The sequence below is a fragment of the Pelagibacterium halotolerans B2 genome (assembly GCF_000230555.1).
In the GTDB taxonomy this organism is placed as follows: domain Bacteria; phylum Pseudomonadota; class Alphaproteobacteria; order Rhizobiales; family Devosiaceae; genus Pelagibacterium; species Pelagibacterium halotolerans.
Genome location: NC_016078.1, coordinates 1857015 through 1877687, shown reverse-complemented (window position 1 = coordinate 1877687; position 20673 = coordinate 1857015). Strand labels below are relative to the sequence as shown.

Annotated in this window: 18 protein-coding genes; 13 read left to right on the top strand and 5 right to left on the bottom strand. The window is 62.3% G+C overall.

What is annotated here, in order from left to right:
- Positions 1-68: 68 nt before the first annotated feature.
- Positions 69-389 (top strand): 2Fe-2S iron-sulfur cluster-binding protein, encoded by a 321-nt coding sequence (locus tag KKY_RS09215; RefSeq protein ID WP_041528673.1) that lies wholly within the window; start codon positions 69-71, stop codon positions 387-389.
- A 316-nt stretch (positions 390-705) separates the two neighbouring features.
- Here the strand turns inward: KKY_RS09215 and KKY_RS09210 are convergent, their stop codons facing one another.
- The gene (locus KKY_RS09210) at positions 706-2523 is read right to left on the bottom strand and encodes a metallophosphoesterase (RefSeq protein WP_014131059.1); all 1818 of its coding nucleotides are present in this window, start codon (positions 2521-2523) and stop codon (positions 706-708) included.
- A gap of 595 nt (positions 2524-3118) precedes the next feature.
- On the opposite strand from KKY_RS09210, the gene cysG reads away from it, so the two are divergent.
- From cysG to KKY_RS09165, 9 genes are all read left to right on the top strand, one after another.
- Positions 3119-4513 carry a siroheme synthase CysG gene (cysG, locus tag KKY_RS09205; protein WP_014131057.1) on the top strand — a complete coding sequence of 465 codons (1395 nt, stop codon included), beginning with the start codon at positions 3119-3121 and terminating at the stop codon, positions 4511-4513.
- Positions 4514-4767: 254 nt separating this feature from the next.
- On the top strand, positions 4768-5076 hold the full coding sequence (locus tag KKY_RS09200; RefSeq protein WP_014131056.1) for a DUF2849 domain-containing protein: 309 nt from the start codon (positions 4768-4770) through the stop codon (positions 5074-5076).
- The gene (locus KKY_RS09195) at positions 5063-6721 is read left to right on the top strand and encodes a nitrite/sulfite reductase (protein WP_014131055.1); all 1659 of its coding nucleotides are present in this window, start codon (positions 5063-5065) and stop codon (positions 6719-6721) included. Before KKY_RS09200 ends, KKY_RS09195 begins: the two co-directional genes overlap by 14 nt.
- A complete protein-coding gene (locus tag KKY_RS20700) occupies positions 6708-7991 on the top strand; it encodes a phosphoadenylyl-sulfate reductase (protein ID WP_014131054.1) in 1284 nt (427 codons plus the stop codon). Before KKY_RS09195 ends, KKY_RS20700 begins: the two co-directional genes overlap by 14 nt.
- Positions 7992-8071: 80 nt before the next feature.
- The gene (locus KKY_RS09185; RefSeq protein WP_014131053.1) at positions 8072-9103 is read left to right on the top strand and encodes an NAD(P)/FAD-dependent oxidoreductase; all 1032 of its coding nucleotides are present in this window, start codon (positions 8072-8074) and stop codon (positions 9101-9103) included.
- 147 nt (positions 9104-9250) lie between these two features.
- Entirely contained in the window at positions 9251-9580 is a 330-nt protein-coding gene (locus KKY_RS09180; RefSeq protein WP_014131052.1) for a 2Fe-2S iron-sulfur cluster-binding protein, read from the top strand.
- Positions 9581-9664: 84 nt separating this feature from the next.
- Positions 9665-10279, top strand: a complete 615-nt coding sequence (locus KKY_RS09175) for a LysE family translocator (RefSeq protein WP_014131051.1) — start codon at positions 9665-9667, stop codon at positions 10277-10279.
- A gap of 423 nt (positions 10280-10702) precedes the next feature.
- On the top strand, positions 10703-10963 hold the full coding sequence (locus tag KKY_RS09170) for a hypothetical protein (protein WP_014131050.1): 261 nt from the start codon (positions 10703-10705) through the stop codon (positions 10961-10963).
- Between the two features lie 270 nt (positions 10964-11233).
- The gene (locus tag KKY_RS09165) at positions 11234-11575 is read left to right on the top strand and encodes a hypothetical protein (RefSeq protein ID WP_014131049.1); all 342 of its coding nucleotides are present in this window, start codon (positions 11234-11236) and stop codon (positions 11573-11575) included.
- A gap of 48 nt (positions 11576-11623) precedes the next feature.
- On the opposite strand, the gene KKY_RS09160 is transcribed toward KKY_RS09165, so the two are convergent.
- Positions 11624-12637, bottom strand: coding sequence for a YcjF family protein (locus KKY_RS09160; protein ID WP_014131048.1), 1014 nt, complete (start codon positions 12635-12637; stop codon positions 11624-11626).
- Positions 12634-14091, bottom strand: a complete 1458-nt coding sequence (locus KKY_RS09155) for a YcjX family GTP-binding protein (protein WP_014131047.1) — start codon at positions 14089-14091, stop codon at positions 12634-12636. The genes KKY_RS09160 and KKY_RS09155 overlap by 4 nt, the downstream gene beginning before the upstream one ends.
- A gap of 204 nt (positions 14092-14295) precedes the next feature.
- On the opposite strand from KKY_RS09155, the gene KKY_RS09150 reads away from it, so the two are divergent.
- Positions 14296-14532, top strand: a complete 237-nt coding sequence (locus KKY_RS09150) for a BrnA antitoxin family protein (RefSeq protein ID WP_041529278.1) — start codon at positions 14296-14298, stop codon at positions 14530-14532.
- 189 nt (positions 14533-14721) lie between these two features.
- Here the strand turns inward: KKY_RS09150 and KKY_RS09145 are convergent, their stop codons facing one another.
- Positions 14722-15642 carry a homoserine O-succinyltransferase gene (locus KKY_RS09145; RefSeq protein WP_014131045.1) on the bottom strand — a complete coding sequence of 307 codons (921 nt, stop codon included), beginning with the start codon at positions 15640-15642 and terminating at the stop codon, positions 14722-14724.
- A gap of 105 nt (positions 15643-15747) precedes the next feature.
- On the bottom strand, positions 15748-16626 hold the full coding sequence (locus KKY_RS09140; protein ID WP_014131044.1) for a hypothetical protein: 879 nt from the start codon (positions 16624-16626) through the stop codon (positions 15748-15750).
- A gap of 435 nt (positions 16627-17061) precedes the next feature.
- Here KKY_RS09140 and KKY_RS09135 point away from each other — a divergent pair, with 435 nt between their 5' ends.
- Both KKY_RS09135 and flgK read left to right on the top strand, forming a co-directional pair.
- Positions 17062-18681 (top strand): flagellar hook protein FlgE, encoded by a 1620-nt coding sequence (locus tag KKY_RS09135; RefSeq protein WP_014131042.1) that lies wholly within the window; start codon positions 17062-17064, stop codon positions 18679-18681.
- A 157-nt stretch (positions 18682-18838) separates the two neighbouring features.
- On the top strand, positions 18839-20668 hold the full coding sequence (gene flgK, locus KKY_RS09130; protein WP_014131041.1) for a flagellar hook-associated protein FlgK: 1830 nt from the start codon (positions 18839-18841) through the stop codon (positions 20666-20668).
- The last annotated feature ends 5 nt before the right edge of the window (positions 20669-20673 follow it).

The window sequence follows — 20673 nt, the reverse complement described above, 5'->3', positions numbered from 1 at the left end:
CTTGTGTGTGCGGGATGGTTTTCCTATATCCGGGGCACCTCGCAGATTTATCCCCGGAGCATCCTTTTATGCCTATGATCACGTTCGTTGAACCCGATGGCGCGCGCCGCGAAGTGGAAGCGGAAAATGGCGCAACGCTCATGGAGACGGCGATCCGCAACGGGGTGCGCGGCATCGTGGCGGAATGCGGCGGGGCGTGCACCTGCGCGACGTGTCATGTCTATGTGGAGGAGGAATGGTTCGGAGTGACAGGCGGACCGTCCTCGATGGAAGAGGACATGCTCGATTTCGCCTTCGACGTCAAAGACACCAGCCGGCTCTCGTGCCAGATCAAGATTCGGGATGATCTGGACGGGCTGGTCGTGAACGTGCCGAGCCGCCAAGGGTAGGGCGGGCCAAGGTCTATCAGAACGATTTCCGCCCTCTCCATCGCTGCCCCGGCGAAAACCGGGGTCCAGCAGCATGGCCCGGGGAACTTGCGCTTGACGAAGCTTCCATGGGCCCCGGCTTTCGCCGGGGAAGCGAAGGTCGCAAAGCCCGCCTAGATCGCGTCAGCGTTTCATTGAATCGCTGACACGATCTAACCTTTTGTTTCATCGCAAGTCTTATCGGAAAACCGGTTCCCACTTTTCCGGACTTGCTCTAGCCTGCGAGGCGGAACGTAAAAAGCCCCGCCGAGGCGGGGCCTTTTTTTAGCAGAGGCAATCAGTTCAGTTCGAACCTGTCGAAGAGTTCGACTTCGCCTTGCGGGTCGGTGGTGTCGAAGACGTAGGAGCTGACGGTCGTGCCGTCCGCGCCGGTTTCGAGGACCGAGAACGCTGTCAGCTCGTTGCTGGCGATGCAGGGGAGGTCTTCGCCCGAGGACGCATTGGTCATGGGCGAAAACTCGGTCGGCATGATGGGTTCGTAGCCGTGCGGATCGCCGGTGACGGCGTAGTCGGCGGGGTCGTAGTCAAACCCCGAGGGTGCGTTGCCGCGGGCTTGGTGGCCTTCGACGTAGCAACCGTAATTGTTGCCGACATTTGAAGTTTCCAGGATGTTCATGCCGGCCGGGTTCACGAAGCGATACCAGACATGGGAATGGCCGGTGTGGACGAGCTGAACGCCGGCGTCCGACAGCAGCGGTTCGACGTGGTTGACGAACATATCGGCATCGACCGGGTAGTCGTAGCGCACGCCGGAAAGGCGCCCCGCGTCGTCATAGTCGAGGATCTGTTCGGGGTTGGCGTAGGCGGGAATGGAATTGTCGCCCATGCCGTGTGACGGGTGGTGCATGAGCGCGAGCTTGACCGGAGCCGACTTGAATTCCTCGCTTTCGAGCACGGAAACCAGCCAGTCATACTGCTCGGAGCCTTCGGCCATATCCTCGAAGATGAATTCGCCCCATCCCCAATTGTCGGGGGTGTCGAGGTCGGCTGCCGCCTCACGGTATTTGCCGCGAACGCCTTCACCCTGCGAGGGGGAGCGCCAGATGCGGGTGCCGTAAAGCCCGATCATGAACACATCGCCATAGCGGATGGCGTAGTAGGTCTCTTCACCGGGGCCGTCGGACGGTAGGGTGAAGATTTCCTCATAGGTGGTGGTGTTGAACGAATTGTCGGCGATCCACTGTTCGCGGATTTGCGCGTCGCCCGACGGATTATAGAGGTCGGCATTGGCCTCGTAGAGCGCTTCGGCGACGGCGCGGGGACGCGGGTCGTTGAATTGGCTGCCCAGCGTGGCGGCGGGATTGTAGCGGCCCATCACTTCGTGGTTGCCGATGACCGGGAACAGCGGGGCGTTCTGGATGATTTCGCCGCCGTGATAGGTGGTCGTGGTGTCAAAGGTGATATCGCCCTCGGTGCGCGACTGGGCCAGCGCATAGGCGGCGTGGCCCTGAAGGCCGGGGAAAAAGGCAAAGCCGCGATTGTCGTCGAACCATTCCGACGCGCGGTCCGGGATGTTCTGGAGATCGCCGGAAAAGAACACGGCATCGAGTTCGCCGACATTTTCGGCGATCTTTTGCATGTTGGTGGGCGTCATCGGCTTGAGCTGATGATCGGAAGTCAAAAGGATGCGCAGGGGCTGACCTTCGGCGGGCAGCGGGGCGAGGGAAAATTCCCGGCTTTCGACGGTCTCGCCACCGGTGTCGGTCGAGCGCACGAAATAGGGCGCCCGCTCGCCGGCCGTGAGGTCGTCCACATAGGCCTGGTGGCGCCACACGTCGCGGGCGGCGGTGGCGGGATAGACCGAGCCGTCGCCATTCTGGGTGCCGACCCAGGACTGGTTGTCTTCAGCCAGCCGGCTCATTTTCATGGTCTCGGCGGCAAATTCACGTTCGCCCATAATGACAGCGTGATCTTCGCCTTCAAATTCGGTGAACCAGACGACGTGGACGCCGTCTTCGGTGGGAAGCTGCAGGAAGGGGTCGGTCAACAGGCGCTCGTCGGCCCGATCTGCCTGGGCCATGGCGGGGATGGGGGCGAAAAGGGCTGTGGCGGCGAGAAGGCCGGCCAGAAAACGGGTCTTGGGGGAGGGAATCATTGCGTCCAGTCTCCATCGGGAAGAGATGGGATGGCTGTACGGTCGGCGGTTTACAGGGGCGTGACAGGGGTATGTCAGCGCGGTGACAGGGCGGCAGTCGCCTTTCTCTCCCCCTGGTGCTTTTGGCCGAGCTGCCCCCCTCACCGCCCTGCCGGGCACGCTCTCCCCGGAGGGGCGAGGGTTTTTTCTTGCCGCGATGGTGGGGATAAGCACCGGCTGTGCATAAAGGGAAGGCCCCCTCACCCGTCTGGCTTCGCCACCCGACCTCTCCCCCAAGGGAGAGGTGAAGCTGGGTGCTTGCGGGTTCTCACCTCTCCCTGAGGGGGGCTTTTGGTTATTCTCCAGCGCGCGAGTCGTGTTTTTAATGGCGGTTGGGAGAGGGAAATTTATTCGCGCATTGCGACCTTGGCCGCGCGCGGTGTTCCAAGCGGTTGCAGTCGAGGGAAATAAGTCACCGAACGCGGTTCTTGCGCTTGCTGTATGGGCCGGAAACCCTTAATTTTGCGCATGTTTGGCTGTGCGCGTGTCCTCCCGATCCCGCCGCCAGTTCCAAAAAACTGAACCCGATCCCGTTTGCGCCAGGAGAACCTCACCCGTGGCACGGCTTAACACATTCCCGATCTCGGTCGCCGTCAAAGGGCGGCGCATCGTCATTGTGGGCGGTGATGAGGAAGCCCTGGCCAAGGCGCGGCTGGCGGTCAAGACCAGCGCGGAAGTGGTGCTGTTCGCTCCTGAGTTCGAGGCCGATTTTTCCGGGCTGGATGTCACGCTGGTTGCGCGGTCGGTCGAAGCTGAAGATTTTGCCAATGCGGCGCTGGCCTTTGTGGCCGATCATGGGCCGGATGGCGCGCGGGCTTTGACGCTGGCGCGGGCTGCCGGTGTGCCGGTCAACGAGGTGGATGTTCCCGAAAACTGCGATTTCTTCACCCCGGCCATCGTGGACCGGGCGCCGATCTCGATTGCCATTTCGTCCGAAGGCGATGCGCCGGTGCTGGCGCGGCTGGTGCGGGCGAAAATCGAGGCGATGCTTTCGCCCCGGCTTGGCGATATTGCGCGGCTGGCCGGATCGATGCGCGACAAGGTTGCTGGATTGCTTTCCGATGGGGTGGCGCGGCGGCGCTATTACGAGGCGCTGGTGACGGCGCCGGGAATCGAAGGTGCGCTTGCCGCCGGAGAGGGCGAGGCGCGGGCCGATGCGCTGCTGGCCGAACATGCCGGTGCGGCATCGGGCAATGGCCTGGTGTGGCTGATCGGGGCCGGGCCGGGGGCAGAGGATCTGCTGACGCTGCGCGCGCAGCGCCTGTTGCAGGAAGCGGACGTTATCGTTCACGACCAGTTGGTGCCCTCCGCTGTCGTCGAAATGGGTCGGCGCGATGCCGACCGGATTTCGGTGGGCAAGGCCAAAGGACATCACTCGTTTTCGCAGGCCCAGATCAATACGCTGATCGTGAGACTGGCGGGTGAAGGCAAGAAGGTGGCGCGGCTCAAATCGGGCGATCCGATGGTGTTCGGGCGGGCCGGCGAGGAAATCGCGGCGCTGCGCAAGGCGGGGATCGCCTATTCCATAGTGCCGGGCGTCACATCGGCGCTGGCAGCGGCAGCCGATACGGCAACGCCGGTGACGCTGCGCAAGGTGTCCTCGGGGTTCGTTTTCGCCACGGCGCATGGCGCGGACAATTCCGACCTCGCCCATTGGGCCTCGCTGGCACAGTCGGGTCTGACGCTGGGGCTTTACATGGGCAAGTCGATTGCCGGGCAGGTGGCCGGCGATCTCATGGCGCAGGGGCTTTCGGGCGCGGTGCCAGTGGGGATCGTGGTCAATGCCGGGCGGGCCGACAAGGCGCTTTACGCGGGAACTGTGGGCGGGCTGGCGTCGGGCGCAATCGATTTTGCCGATGGGCCGGCGATCATCTTTATCGGCGAAGCGGTGGCCGCGGGCGATTGGGCACAGGCCGAGGCGATTGCGGCGCAGGCGGAGCGGGTGGCGTGATGGCGATTGCGCTTGGCGTTTCAATCGTAGCGTCATTGTCGGGCTTGACCCGGCAATCTGCAGTGGCACCGCTGGCGCAGACGGTATTCGCGGCACCAGCCGTGCGACACACTTCTGCTGCGTACAGTGGCGGCGCGGCGGATCCCCGGGTCGAGCCCGAGGATGACGGTGGTTGGGTTGGGCAGCGCTGTCGAATGTCGTCCAGATGTCGCCTCTAAAATGAATCCGATGGTTTCTGTAACGTATTGAGTGAAATGACGAAAATCCTCACAGGCAATGAACTGCTCTCCGGGGCGACTGTATATCTGGACGCCAATGGCAAGTGGGTCGAGGACATTCAGGCCGCGCGGGTGTTTGGCAAGGACGAGACCGAGGCGCTCGAGGCCGCGATGGCGGGGACCAAGGCGACCGGGCGAATCCTGAGCCTTGAGACCGAGGACGTCGAAACGATCAACGGCGTGATCCACGCCAACCGCATCCGCGAGCGCATAAGGTCGGAAGGGCCGACGGCGCCGCGCTTTGACCGCCAGCATCTGGGCGAGGACGAACATGTATCGATATGACGAATTTGACTCCGCGTTTGTTTCCGAGCGCGTCGAGCAGTTTTCAGACCAGGTCCGCCGCCGCATTTCAGGCGAATTGACCGAAGACCAGTTCCGGCCGCTAAGGCTGATGAACGGGCTCTATCTCCAGCTTCACGCCTATATGCTGCGGGTTGCGGTGCCCTATGGCACGCTGAGTTCAAAGCAGATGCGGATGCTGGGCCATATCGCGCGCAAATACGATCGCGGGTACGGGCATTTCACGACGCGGCAGAACATCCAGTATAATTGGCCCAAACTGCGCGATATTCCCGAAATCCTTGCCGATCTGGCCAGCGTCGAGATGCACGCCATCCAGACATCGGGCAATTGCATTCGGAATGTGACGACCGATCAGTTTGCGGGCGCTGCCGCCGACGAGATCATCGATCCGCGTCCGGTGGCCGAGATCATCCGGCAATGGTCTAGCCTGCACCCGGAATTCACCTTCCTGCCGCGCAAGTTCAAGATCGCCATCACCGGCGCGCCCAACGACCGGGCGGCGGTGAAATTTCACGATATCGGGCTGATGGCGCAGACCAACGGGTCGGGCGAAATCGGCTGGGCGGTCTATGTCGGGGGCGGGCTGGGACGCACGCCGATGATCGGCAAGCTCATTAACGGGTTCGTGCCGCACGAGCATCTGCTGGCCTATCTCGAATCCATTCTGCGGGTCTATAACCGCTATGGGCGTCGGGACAACAAGTACAAGGCGCGCATCAAGATCCTCGTGCACGAGGAGGGGCTGGAAACCATCAAGGCGCAGGTGGAGGAGGAATTCTCCCATGTGCGCGGCGGGGTGCTGACGCTGCCCGAGGCCGAACTGGACCGGATCAACGCCTATTTCGCGCAGCCGGCCTATAAGGACCATGGCGTGGTTTCGATCGATGTGGAGCGGGAAAAGATTCTCGATCCGGCCTATGGGCGGTTTCTGGAGAACAACACGTTTCCCCATGCGCGGTCGGGCTATACCTCGATCACGATTTCACTCAAACCCATCGGCGGGGCGCCGGGCGATGCGACGGCCGAACAGATGGAAGCGGTGGCGGACCTGGCCGAGCGCTATTCGTTCGACGAGGTGCGGGTGACCCATGAGCAGAATTTGGTTCTGCCGCATGTGGCGCTTAATGATCTGCGGGCGGTCTATGACGGGCTGGTCGAGGCGGGACTGGCGGACGCCAATTCGGGTGAAATCACCGACATGATCACCTGCCCGGGGCTCGATTTCTGTGCGCTGGCCAATGCGCGTTCGATCCCGATTGCGCAGGACATTTCGCGGCGTTTTGCGGCGCCCGACCGGCAGAAGGAAATCGGCAAGCTCAAGATCAAGATTTCGGGCTGCATCAATGCCTGCGGGCATCACCATGTGGGCCATATCGGCATTCTTGGCGTCGAGAAGAAGGGCACAGAGCTTTACCAGATCACCGTGGGCGGTGACGGCACCGAAGAGGCGTCGGTGGGCAAGATTTTGGGCCCGGGATTCGTCGCCGAAGAGGTTCCGGGCGCCATCGAGCGGCTGGTCGATGCCTATATCGCCCAGCGCACGACAGAGGACGAGACGTTCATTTCAGCCTATCGGCGGCTGGGGGACGGGCCGTTCAAGGAGGCCCTATATGGCAATGGCTAGCCCGATCATCACCGCTGCCGAACCCAAGCAGGACAAGTTGCGCCAGCTCGGTATCCTCTCGCTCAACGGCATGTTCGACGAGATGGACGCCGAGGGCGTGCTGCGTCAGGCGGTGGAGGAATTGCTGCCGGGCGAGATCGCCATGGTGTCCTCATTCGGGGCGGATTCGGCGGTGCTTTTGCATCTGGTGAGCCAGGTCGACAAGAACCTGCCGGTCTATTTCCTCGAGACGGGCAAGCATTTTGCCGAGACGCTCGATTATGTGGAAACGCTCAAATCGACGCTGGGGCTGACCAATGTAATCACGCTGCATCCCGACAGCGCTGACCTCAAACGCTTCGATCCCGACGGCACGCTGTGGGAGAACGACCCGGATTCGTGCTGCCATATCCGCAAGACCGAACCGCTCGAAAAGGTGCTCGAGGGCTATGGCGGCTGGGTGACGGGGCGCAAGCGGTTCCAGACCGCCGAGCGTGGCGTGCTGCCGCATTTCGAACTGACGAGCGACGATCGCATCAAGGTCAATCCATTGGCCTACTTTACCCATGAGGACATTGACGCGTACAAGGCGACCCATGGGCTGCCCGAGCATCCTCTGTTCGAGCGCGGGTACAAATCCATAGGCTGTGCTCCGTGCACCAGCGCCGTGGCGGACGGGGAAGACCCCCGGGCCGGCCGTTGGCGCGGGCGCGACAAGCGTGAGTGCGGCATTCATTTCGATTTCAATGGGAGCATCGCGAAACCGGTGAGCCAATCTTCTTTGACTCTCTATAAGGACGGGGCGTTCAAGGCCGATCCCTGGCGGCTGTGGGCCGAAGGCGATGTGGCGGCCGATGTGCGCTATACCCATGTGCCGCTCACCGTGTTCGTCGAGAACCGCGAAGTCTTCCTGGCCAGCCCGCACCCGATCGGGTTGCTGGTGAGCCCGGGAGAAAAGGTCGAGGACGTCGCCGACGATCTTGGCCGGTTCTCCTCGATTGCCATCAATTTCCCCGCCTTCACCGACGGGCGCGGCTATTCGAGCGCGCGGCTGTTGCGTGAGCGCTATGGATACGAAGGCGAGTTACGGGCGGTGGGCGATATCCTGACCGACCAGATCCCCTTCATGCGCCGCTGCGGCATCGATGCCTTCGTCGTCGTCAACGGCCCCACTCGCGTGGCGCTGGAAAAAGATGCGCTGGCCGAGGTATCGCGCTATTACCAGCCGGTCGGGGCCCGCGTTGAAATTCCCGCCGGGACGCGGCCCTTCCTCCGGCGCCCATCCGTTTGATCCATACTTGACAGTTGGCGTCATATATATATCCCAAGCGCGAACTTGGAAGCGCAGCAAAGACCAGGACTCCTTTATCCATGAGCGGAAATGAAATCGTCACCGATGTCGTGATTATTGGCGCGGGCCCAGTGGGCCTGTTTGCCGTGTTCGAGTTGGGTCTGGTCGACCTCAAATGCCAGGTCATCGATATTCTCGATCGCGCCGGCGGGCAGTGCGCCGAGCTCTATCCCGAAAAGCCGATCTACGACATTCCCGCGTTCCCCGAGATTTCGGGGCAGGGGCTGACCGACAATCTGATGAAACAGATCCAGCCCTTCGGGGCGGAGTTCCATTTCTCGCAGATGGTGGCCAATGTCGAAAAGCTCGAGGACGGCACCTTCCGCCTGACGACGGATGCCGGCGAAGTGTTCATCACCAAGGTTGTGGTGATCGCGGCGGGCGGTGGCTCGTTCCAGCCCAAGCGGCCCCCGGTCGAGGACGTTGAACAATACGAGGGCAAGTCGGTGTTTTACGCCGTGCGCAAGATGGAGGATTTCCGCGATCAGGACATCGTCATCGTGGGCGGCGGTGACTCGGCGCTCGACTGGACGCTGAACCTCGAACCGCTGGCGCGGTCTTTGACCCTTGTTCACCGCCGCGACCAGTTCCGCGGCCATGCCGACAGCGTCAACAAGATGCGCGCGCTGGTCGAAGAGGGCCGGATCAACTTCATTACCGGCCAGCTCGGGCGTCTCGAAGGCGAGAATGGGCAGCTCAAAGAGGTCTATCTCAAGACCGCCGGCGGCGAGCTTGGCGTGCCCGCCACCCGCCTGCTGCCCTTCTTTGGCCTGACCATGAAGCTTGGCCCGGTCGCCGATTGGGGACTGGATCTGCACGACAACGCGCTCATCAAGGTCGATACCGAAAAATTCGAGACCAGCGAGCCCGGGATTTTCGCCATCGGCGATATCAACTGGTATCCGGGGAAATTGAAACTGATCCTTTCTGGCTTCCACGAAGGCGCGCTGATGGCGCAGGCCGCCAAGAAGATCGTGCATCCCGATCAGAAGGTGATTTTCCAGTACACGACCTCGTCTACCCAACTCCAAAAGAAACTCGGCGTGGCTTGACCGGGATGGTCTGCAAATGGCAATGACCTGCGCTTCCGGTGCTCACGTATTTTTAATACGCTCCGCTCCGGTTCTCGGGCATCACCATTTTCGACTCATCCGGGCCAAGCCAGGGACCTAACGACCTCACGCGAACAGGACCTCACAATGCGGATATTCGTCACCGACCAGGATGGGACCGAACACGAGCTCGAAGCCCTTGAGGGCTGGCGGGTGATGGAAGTGATCCGGGACTGGGGGCTCAACATCAAGGCCGAATGCGGCGGGTCTTGCGCCTGCGCCACCTGCCATGTGTTCGTCGATGCCGAATGGCAGGACAAGCTCAACCCGCCGACCGACGAGGAAGAGGATATGCTCGATACGGTCGCCGATTACGAGGCCAATTCGCGCCTGTCGTGCCAGATCCTGATGAGCGAGGAGCTGGACGGGCTCAAGGTTACGCTTGCGGATTCCGCGCGGCAGGACGAGGCAGCCTGAAATCGGTAGCAAGTGGTGCTTTGAGGTTCCGGCGCGCCGGTGTATGAGCGGGCTCTGATCTGACCGACAACCCGGATTTCTGCCATGAGCCTTCTTGACTATCTCCCCTATGCAATCGCGCTGGCAATCGCCGCAGCCATTCCCGGTCCGGGGATCGCGGCGGCGGTGGGCAAGGCCCTTGGGTCGGGGTTCCGGCCGGCGGTGTGGTTCGGCACGGGGCTGGTGCTGGGTGACCTGACCTATCTGACGCTGGCGGTGTTGGGGCTGGCTGCGGTCGCGGCGGCGTTTTCGGGCGTTTTCGTTGTCATCAAGATTTTCGGCGCCGCGTACCTGGCCTATCTCGCCTGGAGCTTCTGGCGGGCCGGGATCGATCCGGAAAAGGTCGAGAGCGGCAAGGGCAGCGGTGCGCTGGCCTCGATGCTGGGCGGCTATTCGGTGACGCTGGGCAATCCCAAGACCATCATTTTCTATATGGCGCTGCTGCCCTCCGTTGTCGACCTGCAGGAGGTTACCCCCGAGCGGTTCGTGGGGTTGGTCCTTACCACCATCATCGTGCTTTATCTGGTTGTCGTGCCGTATGTGGCGCTGGCCGCCAAGGCGCGCGACTTCCTGCGCAATCCGCGCGCGCTCAAGGCCCTCAATCGCGGCGCGGCCGGCGCGATGGCGGGCGCAGCCGCCTATATCGTGCTCAAGCCGTAGGCCGACGCGGTTTTCTTGCGCTCATGACATCCCGGCCTCGCGCCGGGATCCAGTAACCGGGCGAGCTGGCGCCTAGAGCATTTCAGTATCCTGGATGCGCTCTGGTCTCGGGCATCGAGTATGCTGGACCCCTGATCCTTGCCGGGGGTGACAGATTGTGGGTTGGCAAGGCCGGGTTCTTATTTGGTGGGATGCCAATTGCCCCGGAACTCGGATTGCTAAAATTTAACCATGTTGGCCGATGGACCCGGATCGGGCGAAAGTCCCGCAGTTCGGGGGCGGGCCGCCGCGTCACATTTCAAGTGTGACGCCCGTCGTCATCAAATGACAAAAAACTAACATATTTAATCTGGAAATCGGCGCGGGAGAGCCTATCTCTTGTTTTGTCTCCAATGAGGGACATTCAAGACAAGGATACTTAAAATGAAGCTCAATGCCCTTCTCGCCTCCTTCGCAATCGTTGCCGCCGGCTTTGCCGCTCCGGCAATGGCCAACACCATCGGCACGATCACCGTTTCGGACCAGGAATGGTCATATGTGGCCGAATACTGTGAAGACCTCGACGGCCTTTCAGTGTCCGACGCTTTCGACACCGAGCCTTCGGCCGTGGCCGAGCTTTCTACTCCGAATGTGAACCTGGCTTCCATCAGCCAGAGCGACTGTCAGAACGCGGGCCTGATCTGATCGGAAACGCCATTGCAAAAGATGAAAAAAGGGCGGTTCCAAAGGAGCCGCCCTTTTTGCTGGATGAGGCGGTCTTGCTGGACCCGAGATGGCGCTTCGCCACATCGACGCCCTAAAATGATCAAATTTGAGGCTGCAACCTCCGGCGCATGAGCGCATTGGTTCTGCAACGCCGAGCCGCCGGCCCGTACAACGGATCGTTCGGCATTCAAGGCGTTATAATATCTGGCTGTTTTCAATACAGCCGATAAGAACCAATGGAGAAAAACCATGAAACGCACCGCTCTTTTTGCTTCGATCGCTCTCACGGCTGGCCTTGCCGCGCCTGCAATGGCTCAGGAAATCGGCGGCGTCACCGTCGGCGCAGAAGACTGGCCCTATGTCGAGGAATACTGCATGACGCTGGGCGAGGAGACCCAGGCGGATTCGGTCGATGAAGCACCGAGTTCCACCGAAGAATTGTCGACCTCGACCATCGATCTTTCGACAATCACCCGCGACGACTGCGTTGAAGCCGGCCTTGTGGACGGTCCGGTAACCGGTGGTTCGGATGACGGGGAAATGGACGACGGCGTGACCGAGGGTGACGTCGAGGAAGAAGACGCCGAATAAGAGCGCTTTTCTTTCCAGGCCTTTTGGGCAGCGCTTCGGCGCTGCCCTTTATTTTGTGGCCGCCACCTTGCCCAGATCGGCAACGAAGTCGGAAACCACTGGCGAAGTGCGGGCGGCAAAGGGCAGGGGGCGGACCAGCTTGATCGCGGCAATGCCGACCCTGACCGTCATCAGCCCGTTGAGCACGCCTTCGCCCAGACGGGCCGAGAGCTTGGCGGCCACGCCATGGCCGATCAATTGCTCAACGACCCCATCGGTCAGCACCAGCCCACCGGTAACGGCGAGATGGGCCACGATGGCCCCCATCAGCCGGATAAAGCCGAAAAAGCCCGGCCGGGCGCCGTAGAGATCGGCGAGATTGCGGGCGAGGCGAAAACTCTCGAACACGACGAAGGCGATATCGATCAGGGCGCGTGGCGCGACCGCCGTGACCAGCGCGACGCGGCGGGCGCTCGATGCGGTGAGCGCGCGGGCGCGGGCATCGAGCGGTGCCATGAGCGTGCGCTCCGCGGTCAGGATCAGTTCGGCGCCGTCAAGGATCGATGCGGCATCGGATTTGAGCCCGGTGCGGGCGCGGGCCAGATCGGCGCGGTGCGCGTAAAGCCCGTCGAGGTCTGCAACGATTGCTTGCGCGGCGGGCAGGTCGTCGGCGATCAAGGCCGAGGCTGCCTTGTCGCGCAGCCTGTCCATTGTGCGCAACCGCGCCAGTCCGATCAGTTCGCGGATGGTGAGGACCGACAGGGCGGCGATAAACACGCCAAGCACGCCGAGCCCGAACCAGCCCAGCCAATCGTAGGCAGCGAACAGATCGCGGATCAGCCGGTCGGCGGCCAGCCCCAGGCCGAGCGAAACCAGAGTGCCGCCGGTCCACAGGGCCAGGTTGCGCCAGAAGCGGCCACGACGTTTGAGGGTGGGCGCCACGTCGGTATCGGCAAGATCCTCGGGCGTCGCCTCGAAAACATCGGGGGCCGGTTCGGCCAGCGTGGTCTCAAAGGCGCGCGGGCTGCGGGCCGTGGAATGATCGGTGCGGGTTTGCGTGGGGATGGCGCGGGGCTCTCTCATGCCATTTTGTCCCCGATGAGAAAATCCAGCGCGCGGTCGAGGCGGATATGGGGGAACACGGGGTCTCCGGTCTGGCTCGGCGAGAGGGTTTTTGGGGGCAAGAAGCGCAGGAAGTTGAGCTCAGGTGTTGAGTCAACCGATTTGAAAAGTGAATCGGGGTTCTCGGGCAAGTCACCGGGAAACAAGGCGATTTCGGTTTTGCCATCATAGGTGGTTTCGCCGAGGCGCTGGCCGTTTTCTGGGGTGCCGATGATGGTGGGCAGCGTTTCGCCTCCATGTTTGACACTGCCCTCGTGGGTGGCGCGGATGGCGGCGATGGCCAGAGAGCGGGTTTCGGCGCCGTGGAATTTGGCGCGGCGCGAGGCGTTGGCGACGAGGCGGTTGAGGATGGTTTCGAGCCGGGCGTGGGAGGTGTGGTGCAAGAGATCGGCCTTGGTGGCGGCGAACAGGATGCGGTCGATCTTGCGGGTGAAGAGCCGCGAAATCGGATTGGACGAACCCTGCCGGAAGCAGGACAGCACCGAAGTGAGCGCCGTTTCGAGATCGGCCACCGCTTCGGGGCCGGCGTTGAGGGCGCGCAGGGCATCGACAAGCACGATCTGGCGGTCGAGCCGGGCGAAATGATCGCGGAAGAAGGGGCGCACGACGACGGATTTATAAGCCTCGTAGCGGCGCTCGAGCATTGCATAAAGGCTCGAATGGCGCGGTGTTGCGGCCGGTGCGGGCAGGGGCGCGAAGGTGAGAGCCGGGGAGCCTTCGAGATCGCCGGGCATCAGAAAGCGGCCCGGCGGGAGCGTGGAGAGCGCGCGGGCGTCGCCTTTTGAGGCGCGCAAATAGGCGGTGAAGGCGGTGGCGAGGGTTTCGGCGGCCGCGTCGTCGGCTTCACGGGCGGGATCGAACGATCCGAGCGCGTCGAGAAACGGTTTTGCCTCCTGGGCGCGGGCGGGGCGGTTGGCGAGGGACAGGGCCTCCTCGCTCCATTGGGCATAGGATTTGGTCAGAAGCGGCAGGTCGAGCAGCCATTCGCCGGGATAATCGACGATGTCGAGATTGAGGGTCGATGTGCCGAACTGCGATTTGATCCAGCTTGCCGACTGGTAGCGCAGGGTGAGGCGCAATTGGGAGATGCGGCGCGTGCTTTCGGGCCAGACCGGGGGCGTGCCCATGAGGGCGGCAAGGTGGTTTTCATAGGCGAAACGGGGCGTGGCGTTGTCGGGGTGCTCGGCCAGCCGCGCGCCGATCAGCCGGCCTTCGGCCATGGGCGCAAAGCCGGGGAGGCGGGCTCCGGTCAAGAGATTGTGGATCAGCGCGGTGATGAAGATGGTCTTGCCGGCCCGCGACAGGCCGGTGACGCCGAGCCGCAGGGTTGGGGTGACGGTTCCGGTCGCCGCATCGGCGAGATTGCCAAGGGCGATGCCCAGTTCGTCGGCGATGGTGGTGGGCAGGCTGGGCAAAAAGAGGTCTCCGGCGGGTTCGGAGTGAAGGTAGGGGGTGTGGGGGAGAATGCAAGAGAGGTGTTGGCGCGATATCGCTTGCCCTTGGGGCCGGTCTGGATTATCGATGCGGCGTCTTCGATCTTCGCCGATCGGGGGCTTTGGCCCGGTCGGAGATTCCACCTCCTGGCCGGGTCATTCATTTTGCACAGCATGGTGACCATGATGGCCTATACCCCGCGCCGGCCGACCAGCGGCAAGGAGCGTGCCGAAGCGCTGTTCAGGGCCGCGACCACCAAGGCTGACGAAGCGCCAAAGCCAAAGACCAACCCCATTCCCCAAGGCAAGGAAATGGTCTCGCTGCGCATCGATCGCGACGTGCTCGAGCATTTCCAGGATGACGGCCCGGGCTGGCAGGAGCGGATCAATGCGGCGCTGCGCAAGGCGGCGGGGCTGGAGTGAGCCGAGGCTTCGGCTTTGACGGGGAGCTAGGCTAGGGCTCAAGGCCCCCTCACCCGTCTGGCTGCGCCATCCGACCTCTCCCCTAAGGGAGAGGTGGTTCCCGGCGCTAGCGGTATTCTTACCTCTCCCTTTGGGGGAGAGGTCGGCGCGCAGCGACGGGTGAGGGGGCCTTGAGCGCTTGCAGTCTGCTTACCACTCGCCCGTGCCGACCTTCTCCAATTCATACGGCGTTGTCTGGTAGATCTCGTTGATCCAGTTCTGGAACAGCAGGTGGGCGTGGCTGCGCCAGCGGTTTTCGGGCATTCTGGACGGGTCGTTGCCGGGGAACAGGTTGACCGGCAGGGGCGTGTCGAGCCCGGCTTCGATGTCGCGATGATATTCGTCGGCCAGCGATGTGTTGTCGTATTCGAGGTGGTTGAGCATGTAGGCGGCGCGGTATTTGCGGTCGTCGAGCATGCAGATGCCGACCTCGTCGCTGTCGATGAGGATGTCGAGATCGGGCGAAAGGCTTTGACGGTCGATGTCGTTGTAGCGCGACACGGGGACGGCCAGATCGTCGGAAAAGCCGCGCAGGAAGGGGTGGCGGGTGTCGAGCACCTTGTGGCGATAGACCCCGAACGCCTTATGCTCCATGCGGTAGCGTTTGACGCCGTGCAAATGGTGCAGCGCGGCCTGGGCGCCCCAGCAGATGAACATGGTGTGGTGGACGTTGGTTTGCGTCCAGTCCATGATTTCAAGCATTTCGGGCCAGTAGCGCACGTCCTCGAACGGCATGTTGGCGATGGGGGCGCCGGTGACCACGAAGCCGTCGAACTTTTTCGCGCGGACGTCTTCCCAGGTGGAATAGAAGTTCTGGAGGTAGTCCTCGGGCGTGCTTTTGGACAGGGGATCGGCAACCCGGACCAGCGTCAGATCGATCTGGAGCGGGGTGGAGGCGATGAGGCGCGCGAACTGGGTTTCGGTGCGCTGCTTGTTGGGCATCAGGTTGAGCAGGCCGAATTGCAGCGGGCGGATGTCCTGCCGGGCGGAACGGGACTGGTCCATGACCACGACGCCCTCGGTTTCGAGAGTTTTTCGCGCCGGCAACTGGTCGGGAATGCGGATTGGCATTTTCGGATGTCTTTCAGTGAACTCTTATATAAGTGCGGCCCTATTGATCTTAGTCTGTCGCGTTTCCGAAACGGATAAGTGGTGTCCACTTATCCTGGAAACCCTCTAGGATGCGGCCACCGCCAGACGATTGGCGATGGCCCTGCACATGAGCTCCATGAAATCCTTTTCGTCGCGCACGTCGGAAAGCTCGGACGCGTCGACCTGATAGCCGAAATTGTCGGCAAGCGCCTGATAGCGCGGGAGCCGGTCGCGCAGCAGGGCCTCGAAGCCCCACACGCCGAATGCGTCGGGATCGACGTCGTCATCGTGGGTGACGCCGTTTTCGCGCTTGAACTCGTCCCATTTGGCAACGAGGAAATCGGGCGGGTAGTACATGGGTTTGGGGTTGGCCTTGTACCTGTCGATCAGGCGCTGGGCATCGCCCTCGGTGCCGCGCAGGTAGAGCAGGGCTGTGGTGTCGGTCAAAGCCTTGACCACAGGATCTTCGGGATTGTGCGGGTCGAGCACCTCGATCAGCGAACCGCCGGTGTCGCACAGGAAATCGTCATAACCATAGAGCGCCTTGGCGCGCTCGATGAAATAGGGAACGTCGAGCAGGGCGTAGATTTCGGCCACGCGGTGCTGTTCCTGACGGCGCTGGTATTCGGAAAAGGTCAGCCCGCCCTTGGCCGGATTGCCCGGCGTGCCGAGATAGCTCGAGAGCGGGTCGAGATTGTCGAAGGAAATGTTGGACTGGATCGAGATTGAATCCGAGCGCAGCAGGTCGGCAAGGAAAGGGACCTTCATCGCCTCGCGCTTGAAATTGTCGACGATGTATTCGCCCATGTGCCGCGTGCCGATGCGGAAATCGACCGAGAAATGAAACCAGTCGGCGCGGCGCAATATGTTGCCCAGACGCGTCTTGCCCACGCCGGCCATGCCGAAGACCGTGACGGCCTTGCGGGGGAGGGCGCGGAATTGATCGGCGGAGGCAAACAGCATGGGGCGGGTCCCGGGCAAACTTACGAAAATCCTATAGGGCTGACTGCTTAGATTCTTATAAGACGGGCGTCCAGTCATTCGCTGGGGATGCCCCAAGACCTCGGTCTGTCACCCCGGACCCGATCCGGGGTCCAGTACACTCCACGCCAGAGAAAAAAGCACCGGCGCTGCCGGTTACTGGGTCCCGGGTCTTCGCCCGGGATGACGGCGGTGGGTGGGGGCAGCCAAGAGGAAAAATTTGCCGGGTGGGCGGCGGAAATTTCCCGGAAATCCGGTCTTTGCCATCCATCCTTCTGAATAAAAGCCAATAAAATCAATGCTCTTGGAGTCTGGCACTCCCCTTGCATCATCTCTTTGCGAATGCGCGTGCTTGGCGTGCAGATGTTTGGGGCTGTCGCGATCGCTATTGGGGTCGCTGGTACGACGGAGAGTAAAATGGGTATCTATGGGGCATTGTCGACGGCCGTGACCGGCATGGCGGCGCAGTCGTTCGCGCTCGAGAATATCTCGGGCAACATCGCCAATTCGCAGACCACCGGCTACAAGCGCATGGAAACCGGCTTCATCGACCTGATCCCCGATGCGGCGGTGGGTCGGCAGAAGCCTGGGGCGGTGCTCGCCTATTCGCGCTCGACCAACGATGTGCGTGGCGACATCATCACCTCCTCGACCGGCACCCATGTTGCGCTGAACGGCTCGGGCTTTTTCGTTGTCGCTGAAAAGACCGGCACGACCGACGGGACCTCGGTGTTCGGCGACGCGAATTATTACACGCGGCGCGGCGACTTCGAGATGGACCGCGAGGGTTATCTGCGCAACGGCGCCGGCTATTATCTCAAGGGCGTGCCCATCGATGCCACCACGGGCAATGTCGCCGGCTCGGTGCCCCAGATGGTGCAGGTTTCCAACGGGTTGATCCCGGCCAAGGCAACCCAGCGCATCGACTACGAGGTCAACCTGCCCGATACGCCGGCCGTCGGCCTGGCTGCCGATTTCGCCACGACGCTCTCGGACGATGGCGACCTTGACGGCACCGAGACGCTGCAGGGCGCGGCGCCGGGCTTTGGCTGGGCGGCAAGCGACCAGTTCACCATCTCGGTCGGTGGTGGGGCCGTCGAGACCTTCGAGGAGGGCGTTGACGGAACGACGCTTCAGGATCTTGTCGATTGGGTCAATTCCTCGGTTGCGGGCGCCTCTGCGTCCCTGGATTCCGAAGGACGGCTGCAGATCGTGGCCGACGACACAAATCACGACATCGCCATCGGCGGCACCGGCACCATCGCCGGCATCGTCTCGCAGCCCGCTCCAGACGCGCCCGAGACCAATAACGACTTCGTGGCGCGCTCGGTCGAAGGCGGCGCCATCACCGTCTATGCGCCCAATGGCGCCTCGGTGAACGTACAGATGCGCTGGGGCAAGGTGTCCAACGAGCCCGATACCTGGCGGCTCTACTACATGAGCAACAGTGAACCGCAGACCTGGGCAGAGGTCCCCGATGGCGAATTTACCTTCGAGGACGGTGTCCTGCAAACCCAGGGCGGATCGTCGGTCTCGCTCAGCGAGCCGTTGCGGCTCGAATTGCCCAATCTCACCATCAACGGCACGGTGGTGGGTGATGTCGAACTCGATCTCGGCGCCGGCGGGCTGACCCAGTTCGACAATGCCAATGGCCGGGCCGCGGTCTCGACGCTCAACCAGAACGGATATCCGGCCGGCTCGTTCATGTCGGTTGCCATCAACGACAATGGCCGGGTGGTCGCCACCTATTCCAATGGCGAGCAGATCGAGATCTTCCAGCTCGTGACGGCCAATTTCAACGCCGAGAACCAGATGAAGCGGCTCGACGGCGGCATCTATTCGGCAACGGCGGCGTCGGGCGAGGCGATCCTTTCAACCGATGGCGGTATCACCGGCGGCGCCCTTGAATCCTCGAACACAGACATTTCCGAGGAGTTCACCAAGCTGATCGTCACCCAGCAGGCCTATTCGGCGGGCACACGCATCGTCTCGACGTCCGATGAAATGCTCCAAGAAGCCCTCAACATGATTAGATAGTGGGCCGGTGAGGGCGGGCTGCGAAAGGCGGCTTTCTGCGCTTCCGGTGCTCACGTACCTTAAAGTACGCTCCGCTCCGGTTCCCGAAAGCCACCTTTCTCGCTCCACCCTGACCAGCCCGGCAACGCTGCGGCAAGACTGTTATGGAGTTTAAGCGATGGGATTGAGTTCGACGCTATCGAATGCACTGGGGGGCATGAATGCCAGTCAGCGTGGCATCGATGTCGTTTCGCGCAACATCGCCAATCAGGGGATGCCGGGCTATCACCGGCAGTCCATCGTCATCGAAGAGACGGCCTATGGCACGAGCGCGCAGGTTCGCGCCTCGACGCTCAGCCGGGCTTTCAACGAAGCACTGGAAAAGCAGCATCTGGCGGCTGTCTCCTCGGCCAGCTATCACGATGTTCGCACCAGCTTCCTCGACCGGCTGCAGATGCATCTTGGCAAGCCGGGCGATGCCAACTCCCTCGATACGCTCTATGCGGGGTTCGAGAACGCGATGCAGGCGCTGGTCACCAACCCCAATGACGTGACGACACGGGCCGGCGTGCTCAATTCGGCCCAGCAGCTCGTCGAACAGCTCAACACCCTGACCGGCGCCGTGCAGGAAATGCGCGTGGAGGCCGAGCAGCAGATTTCCAACGGGGTCTCCGAGCTCAACCGGCAGCTCAACGCGCTGGCCGATGTCAATGTGCGCATCCTCGACATTTCGCAGGACCAGCAGGCGCGGCTTTCGCTCATGGACGAACGCGACCGGCTGGTGGCGTCGATTTCCGAACTTGTCGACGTGCGCGCCACCTATCGCACCGACGGCACCGTCGCGCTGATGACGGAAAGCGGGGTCGGCATTCTCGATGTCGAAGCCTCCCAGTTCGGCTTCCGCTCGGGGGGCGGGCTCAATTCGACCTCGCTGTTCGATCCCGATCCGGCCAAGAACGGGGTCGGCGAATTGACCCTGCGCACCCCTTCAGGGTTGCAGGTCGACCTGGCCGGGCAGGAATTGCTGTCCTCGGGGCGCCTTGCGGGGCTGCTGGAGCTGCGCGACACGACCCTCGTCAACATGCAGGACCAGCTCGACGAGATCGCCGCAGGGCTCGCCCAGGCGATGAATACCGTCAATAGCGTGGCGGAACCCGACGAACTGACGCCGGACCTTTACGAGCTCGATCTTTCCGGCATGCAGCCGGGCAATTCGGTTGCCATCAGCTACAATGACGGAACGACCGACCGTACGATACGGGTCGTTGCCATGGGCGACGCCGCCAATCTGCCGCTCGCCTCGCCCAATGCCAGCGGTGAGCGGGTGATCGGCGTCGATATTTCGGGCGGCGATCCCGCAGCGGCGATTGCGGCAGCACTGGCCGGCGAATTGCCGGGGGGCGCGGTCATCACCGACGCGGGCGGCGTTCTCTCCATAGACAGCGCGGACATGCGCGCCATGTCCTCAAGTATCAGCGTGACCGGGACGCAGGACGGGGTCGGCGCGCTCAACCTGTTCGTCGACAGCCGCGACGCGGCCTTTACCAATTCGCTCGACGGCAATGGCCAGAAGCGCGGATTTGCCGGGCGGATATCGATCAACACGGCGCTGATCTCCGATCCGGCGCTTATGGTGCAGTTTGCGAGCGGGGTGTCGCTGGGCGATGCGACGCGGCCCGAATTCCTGCTCGACAATCTCAAATCGATGGAATTCGTTTCCGACAAGATGACCGCGCTTTCCGATGGTGGCGTGCGGCTCTCGGGCAAGGTCACCGACCTCATCGGCCAGATGATCAATCATCAGGGCAATGTGGTTTCCAAGGCCCAGTCGGAAAGCTCGGCCGTCAGCTATACGCTGTCTTCGATCACGACGCGCATGGATGCCGAATACGGCGTGAACGTGGACGAGGAGATGGCGGGGCTGATGCAACTCCAGAACGCCTATTCGGCAAGCGCGCGCGTGGTTTCGACGGTCCAGGAACTGATCGATGCCCTGCTGGCTATGTGAGGTCT